This is a genomic window from Enterobacter cloacae complex sp. 2024EL-00214 (assembly GCF_043945575.1).
Classification (GTDB): Bacteria; Pseudomonadota; Gammaproteobacteria; order Enterobacterales; family Enterobacteriaceae; genus Enterobacter; species Enterobacter cloacae_P.
The window spans coordinates 84,774-91,255 of record NZ_JBIMRC010000021.1; the positions used below are offsets into that span (position 1 = coordinate 84,774).

The 6,482-nt window shown below is 53.5% G+C and carries 6 protein-coding genes; 4 read left to right on the forward strand and 2 right to left on the reverse strand.

The window, feature by feature from the left end; genetic code table 11:
• Nucleotides 1-4: 4 nt before the first annotated feature.
• From rbsC to rbsR, 4 genes are all read left to right on the forward strand, one after another.
• Nucleotides 5-970: a ribose ABC transporter permease gene (gene rbsC / locus ACHHZ6_RS19970; protein ID WP_182273218.1), complete on the forward strand. Its 966-nt coding sequence runs from the start codon at nucleotides 5-7 to the stop codon at nucleotides 968-970.
• 27 nt (nucleotides 971-997) lie between these two features.
• Entirely contained in the window at nucleotides 998-1,888 is an 891-nt protein-coding gene (rbsB, locus tag ACHHZ6_RS19975) for a ribose ABC transporter substrate-binding protein RbsB (protein ID WP_182273219.1), read from the forward strand.
• A 108-nt stretch (nucleotides 1,889-1,996) separates the two neighbouring features.
• Nucleotides 1,997-2,926: a ribokinase gene (gene rbsK, locus ACHHZ6_RS19980; RefSeq protein WP_182274601.1), complete on the forward strand. Its 930-nt coding sequence runs from the start codon at nucleotides 1,997-1,999 to the stop codon at nucleotides 2,924-2,926.
• Nucleotides 2,927-2,929: 3 nt separating this feature from the next.
• The gene (gene rbsR, locus ACHHZ6_RS19985) at nucleotides 2,930-3,922 is read left to right on the forward strand and encodes a ribose operon transcriptional repressor RbsR (protein WP_182273220.1); all 993 of its coding nucleotides are present in this window, start codon (nucleotides 2,930-2,932) and stop codon (nucleotides 3,920-3,922) included.
• Here rbsR and mdtD read toward each other — a convergent pair.
• Together mdtD and ACHHZ6_RS19995 are read right to left on the reverse strand one after the other, a co-directional pair.
• Nucleotides 3,888-5,321, reverse strand: a complete 1,434-nt coding sequence (gene mdtD / locus ACHHZ6_RS19990; protein WP_395122951.1) for a multidrug transporter subunit MdtD — start codon at nucleotides 5,319-5,321, stop codon at nucleotides 3,888-3,890. The genes rbsR and mdtD overlap by 35 nt on opposite strands.
• Entirely contained in the window at nucleotides 5,318-6,025 is a 708-nt protein-coding gene (locus tag ACHHZ6_RS19995; protein WP_182273222.1) for a FadR/GntR family transcriptional regulator, read from the reverse strand. Before ACHHZ6_RS19995 ends, mdtD begins: the two co-directional genes overlap by 4 nt.
• Between the last annotated feature and the right edge of the window lie 457 nt (nucleotides 6,026-6,482).

The window sequence follows — 6,482 nt, forward strand, 5'->3', positions numbered from 1 at the left end:
GAAGATGACTACCCAGGCTGTTTCTGGTCGCCGTTATTTCACCAAGGCATGGCTACTGGAACAAAAATCGCTGATTGCCCTGCTGGTGCTGATCGCGATTGTCTCGACCATGAGCCCGAACTTTTTTACCGTGAATAACCTGTTCAACATTCTTCAGCAGACCTCCGTGAACGCCATTATGGCGGTCGGGATGACGCTGGTGATTTTGACGTCGGGTATCGATCTGTCCGTCGGTTCCCTGCTGGCGCTCACCGGTGCAATCGCCGCTTCAATTGTAGGGATTGAAGTCAACGCGCTGGTCGCTGTTGCCGCTGCGTTGGCAACTGGCGCGGCTATTGGTGCCGTTACCGGTGTGATTGTGGCGAAAGGTCGTGTTCAGGCGTTCATTGCCACGCTGGTGATGATGCTGTTGCTGCGCGGTGTGACGATGGTCTATACCAACGGTAGCCCGGTGAATACCGGGTTTACGGATAACGCCGATCTGTTTGGCTGGTTCGGTATCGGTCGTCCGTTGGGTATTCCGACGCCGGTCTGGATCATGGCTATCGTGTTCCTGGCGGCGTGGTACATGCTGCACCACACCCGTCTGGGTCGTTATATCTATGCGCTGGGCGGTAACGAAGCGGCAACGCGTCTGTCTGGTATCAGCGTTAATAAAGTCAAAATTATCGTTTACTCCCTGTGCGGCCTGCTGGCGTCTCTGGCGGGCATCATCGAAGTGGCGCGCCTCTCTTCTGCGCAGCCAACGGCGGGTACGGGGTATGAGCTGGATGCCATTGCGGCAGTGGTTCTGGGCGGTACGAGTCTGGCGGGCGGTAAAGGTCGCATTGTTGGGACTTTGATCGGCGCACTGATCCTCGGTTTCCTGAATAATGGTTTGAATTTGTTAGGTGTTTCCTCCTATTACCAGATGATCGTTAAAGCGGTGGTGATTTTGCTGGCGGTACTGGTAGACAACAAAAAACAGTAACTGACGACACTACAGGACATCTTAGATATGAACATGAAAAAACTGGCTACCCTGGTTTCTGCTGTCGCGCTGAGCGCAACCGTAAGTGCTAACGCAATGGCAAAAGACACCATCGCGCTGGTCATCTCTACCCTGAACAACCCGTTCTTCGTCTCCCTGAAGGATGGTGCACAGAAAGAGGCGGACAAACTGGGTTACAACCTGGTGGTGCTGGATTCCCAGAACAACCCGGCGAAAGAGCTGGCTAACGTTCAGGACTTAACCGTTCGTGGCACCAAAATCCTGCTGATCAACCCAACCGATTCTGACGCAGTGGGTAACGCCGTTAAGATGGCAAACCAGGCAAAAATCCCGGTGATCACCCTGGACCGTCAGGCCTCTAAAGGCGACGTCGTCAGCCATATCGCGTCTGATAACGTGCTGGGCGGTAAAATTGCGGGTGACTATATCGCGAAGAAAGCAGGTGAAGGTGCGAAGGTTATCGAACTGCAGGGTATTGCAGGGACGTCTGCAGCCCGTGAACGTGGCGAAGGCTTCCAGCAGGCTGTTGCTGCGCACAAATTTAACGTGCTGGCCAGCCAGCCTGCTGACTTCGACCGTACTAAAGGTCTGAACGTTATGCAGAACCTGCTGACCGCACACCCTGACGTGCAGGCAGTATTTGCACAGAACGATGAAATGGCGCTGGGCGCACTGCGTGCTCTGCAGACTGCGGGTAAATCTGATGTGATGGTTGTCGGATTTGACGGTACGCCAGATGGTGAAAAAGCAGTAAATGATGGCAAACTGGCTGCGACCATCGCTCAGCTGCCTGAGCAGATTGGCGCAACTGGCGTCCAGACTGCGGATAAAGTGCTGAAGGGCGAAAAAGTTCAGGCCAAATATCCAGTTGACCTGAAACTGGTCATCAAGCAGTAAAAAGGCGATTCAGGCAGTCGCTGGCTGCCTGAGGGACACCCTATAAAGAAAAGTGTGGCATACGCCACCGGGTAACACCGGTGGCGCTCTCAGATGGACTCCTCTACCATGAAAACCGCAGGCAACCTCGTCGTCCTTGGCAGCATCAATGCCGATCACATTCTTAACCTTGAATCTTTCCCGACACCGGGCGAAACCGTCACCGGCAATCAATATCAGGTGGCCTTCGGCGGTAAAGGCGCAAACCAGGCGGTTGCCGCCGGACGCAGCGGGGCGCATATCGCGTTTATTGCCTGCACGGGTGATGACGATACCGGTGAGCGCGTACGTAAACAGCTGGCCAGCGATAATATTGATATTGCGCCGGTGAGCGTGGTGGCGGGGGAATCTACCGGCGTGGCGCTGATTTTCGTCAACGCAGAAGGTGAGAATGTCATCGGTATTCATGCTGGCGCTAACGCCGCGTTGACGACTGAACGTGTTGAAGTGCAGCGTGAGATTATTGCGAATGCGGAAGCATTGCTGATGCAGCTGGAATCGCCAGTCGAAAGCGTTCTGGCTGCCGCAAAAATTGCGCATGAAAATCATACCACTGTCGTACTTAATCCGGCTCCTGCCCGTGTATTATCAGATGAGCTGCTGGCGCTGGTGGACATCATTACCCCGAATGAAACCGAAGCGGAAAAACTGACGGGGATTCGTGTTGAAAATGATGACGATGCTGCGCGTGCGGCGAATGCACTGCATGAAAAAGGCATCGGAACCGTTATCATCACGCTCGGTAGCCGTGGTGTGTGGGCAAGCGTGAATGGCGAAGGCCGTCGCGTGCCGGGCTTTAAGGTGAAAGCGATTGATACTATCGCGGCGGGTGATACCTTTAACGGTGCGCTGGTGACAGCGCTGCTGGAAGGTGCGCGAATGGATGATGCCATTCGCTTCGCACATGCTGCCGCGGCCATCGCGGTTACGCGTAAAGGTGCTCAGCCTTCCGTTCCGTGGCGTAAAGAGATCGATGAATTCTTAAGTCAGCAGGGGTAACGCTTGGCCACAATGAAAGATGTCGCCCGCATGGCGGGCGTTTCTACTTCGACGGTTTCTCACGTCATTAATAACGATCGTTTTGTCAGTGAGGCGATTAGGGAAAAAGTCGAAGCGGCAGTCAAAGATCTCAACTATGCGCCGTCGGCGCTGGCGCGCAGCCTCAAGCTCAACCAGACGCGCACTATTGGCATGCTTATCACGGCCAGTACCAACCCTTTTTATTCTGAACTTGTGCGCGGTGTGGAACGCAGTTGTTTCGAGCGTGGCTACAGCCTGGTGCTGTGCAATACCGAAGGGGATGAACAGCGCATGAACCGTAATCTGGAGACGCTGATGCAAAAACGCGTCGACGGGTTACTGTTGCTGTGTACCGAGACTCATCAGCCGTCGAAAGAAATTATGCAACGCTACCCGTCGGTACCGACGGTGATGATGGACTGGGCACCGTTCGATGGTACCAGCGATCTGATTCAGGACAATTCTCTGCTGGGGGGTGATATGGCGACCCAGTATCTGATCGATAAAGGCTATACCCGCATCGCCTGCATTACCGGCCCGCTGGATAAAACGCCGGCGCGTTTGCGTCAGGAAGGATACCTCTGCGCCATGGAGCGTGCGGGGCTTGCCATTCCTGATGGCTACCAGATTACCGGTGATTTCGAATTTAACGGCGGCTTCGAGGCGATGCAGAAACTGCTGGCGCAAGAGCACCGTCCGCAGGCCGTTTTTATTGGCAACGATGCGATGGCATTTGGTGCGTACCAGGCGCTGTATCAGGCAGGGATAAAGATCCCGCAGGATATGGCGGTGATTGGCTACGATGATATCGAACTGGCCAGCTATATGACGCCGCCGCTGACCACTATTCATCAGCCGAAAGATGAGCTGGGTGAGCTGGCCATTGATGTGCTGATCCACCGGATGGCGCAGCCCACGCTGCAACAGCAACGTCTGCAACTTACTCCTGTTCTGATGGAACGGGGGTCGGTTTAACCTTCTCTTTGTGGCGCTCTTTAATCAGGTTTCGGCCATCCTTCGGTTTTAACAGCATAAAGACCCAGGCTGAAACGACGGTGAGTGCGCCCATAGTGATAAAGGTATAGTGGAACTGCTCGACGGTATTTGAGCTATCAAAACCTTCATAAAACCGCAGTACCGCCGCACTCACGGCAATCCCCAGACTGATCGACAACTGTTGAGTCACTGCCAGTACGCTGTTGCCGCTACTGGCATTCTCGTCAGTAAGATCGGCAAGCGTGATGGTGTTCATCGATGTGAACTGCGTTGACATAGCCATTCCCAGAACAAAGAGCGGCAGGATTAACATCCAGACTGGCAGGGCTGCGGACTGCAACGAGAACTGGGTAATCATCAGCCCGATAAAGACGGTCACGCCAACCAGCGTTTTACGATACCCACACCAGCGCAGCACCTGCGTGACGGTCGATTTTGCCAGAATCGACCCCATTGCCGCGGGAGCCATCATGCAGCCGGCAATCAATGCCGGGTAGCCGAAGCCGACCTGCAGCATCAATGGCATCAGAAACGGTACGCAACCTGTTCCCAGGCGTGATGCAATATTGCCTGCGATCCCGACGGAGAAGGTTCGGGTATTAAAGAGAGACAGGGGGATCAGCGGGGTCGGGTGACGGCGCGCATGACGTATATAAAGAAGGAACAACAGAATACCGCTGAAGATGACGGACAGTGCAATCTCTGTCGCCACAATTTTTTCGCCGAATAGCTCCATCCCGCTGGAGAAAAGCACCAGACTCAGGCCAAACAGAAGAAACCCGCCCATGTCGAAATTACGTCCTGGCGTGGTGAAGTCCGGCATATACCTGCGGGCATACAGCAACCCCACCATACCAATCGGTATATTAATCAGGAAGATCCAGTGCCAGCTTACCCAGGTCACAAATACCCCTCCGAGTACCGGGCCAAGTATTGGGCCGACTAACCCAGGCATGGTGACAAAGTTAAGGATGGGGAGCAGTTCGCTGCGCGGATAAGCACGCAGTAACGCCAGACGCGCTACGGGCATCATCATCGCCCCGCCGACCCCCTGGAGTACGCGGAAGATAACCAGCTCCGTTAAGGAGGTGGATAGCGCGCAGGCCAGTGAACCGAGTGTGAAGAGCGTCACCGCCAGCATAAACACTTTACGGGTGCCGAAGCGATCGGCCAGCCAGCCGCTCACCGGGATCAGCATCGCGACCGTCAGGGTGTAACTGATGATGGCAGACTGCATTGCCAGCGGGGAGCGGTTGAGGCTTTGTGCTATTGCAGGGAGGGCGGTGTTAAGGATGGTGGCATCCAGTGCCTGCATAAAGAACGCCATAGCTGCAATCCACGGTAGTCCAGCCATGCTGCGCGCTTTTTTCTCTGTCATTTATTTACCTGCTGGTGGGTTGGCGCGGCCAGCAATGCCTGGCACGCACTCAGGGCACGCTGCCCGTCACTCTCCTGAATGGCATCAACAATCGCCTGATGCAGATCCAGTTTCACCACTTCATCTTGTGTAATAGAAGTAAAGTAGGTGTGGTACACCGAATGGAATAAAGAGGCAAAAGACGTCAGGAAAGGATTCGCGCTCATCGTATAGATATGTTCATGCCAGGCCATATCTACCTCAATCCAGCGCTCACGGTTGAAGTGCTTTTTCAGGAACATCATCTCTTCCATCAAGGTATTGAGCTGTGCTTTTTGTTCTGCGGTACCGAGCGTGGCGGCAAGTAGGCATGCCTGGGGTTCGAGGCTGCTGCGCATTACCAGGAAATGATCGACAACCTGATGGAAGTTGTCTTCGGTCATCCACCAGGAGAGTAACTCCTGATCGAGGAAGTTCCAGTTGGCCTGAGGCATAACGCGGGTGCCAATGCGAGGACGCGGGAGCACCATTCCTTTTGCTGTTAATGTTTTCACTGCTTCGCGAACGGCGGTACGGCTTACCCCAAACAGCTCACCCAGCTCTATTTCTCCTGGCAGGATGCTACCCGGGGCATATTTACCCGCTAAGATCCGTTGAGCCAGCTTTTCTGCCAGCACATAGGATAGGTTTTTTTGTGCTGCCAGCTGTTGTGCGCTTAAGGGCATCGCTCTTATTCCTTAATGATTCATGCTGATAAGTATGCCACTTCAAGTGTGATTTTGGTTGCAGATACATCAATTAGAACAATTTGTAGCTTGATTTCATTGCTGTTGGTGAAAAAAAACACGGATAGAAACTTTTTTTAAATTTCCTCTTGCCACTTCAGAATAACTCCCTATAATGCGCCTCCACTGACACGGAACAACGGCTTACAGGCCGCCGGGTTAGCGGGGTTCAGAGATGAACACCAGCAGAGAAAAGCGAAATAAAATGCTTGACTCTGTGGCGGGAAAGCGTAGTATGCACACCCCGCGCCGCAGCGAAAACGAAGCGGCACTGCTCTTTAACAATTTATCAGACAATCTGTGTGGGCACTCAAAGTGACATGGATTCTTAATGTCTTCGGACAATAAATGAATACCAAGTCTCAACGAGTGAACACGTAATTCATTACGAAGTTTA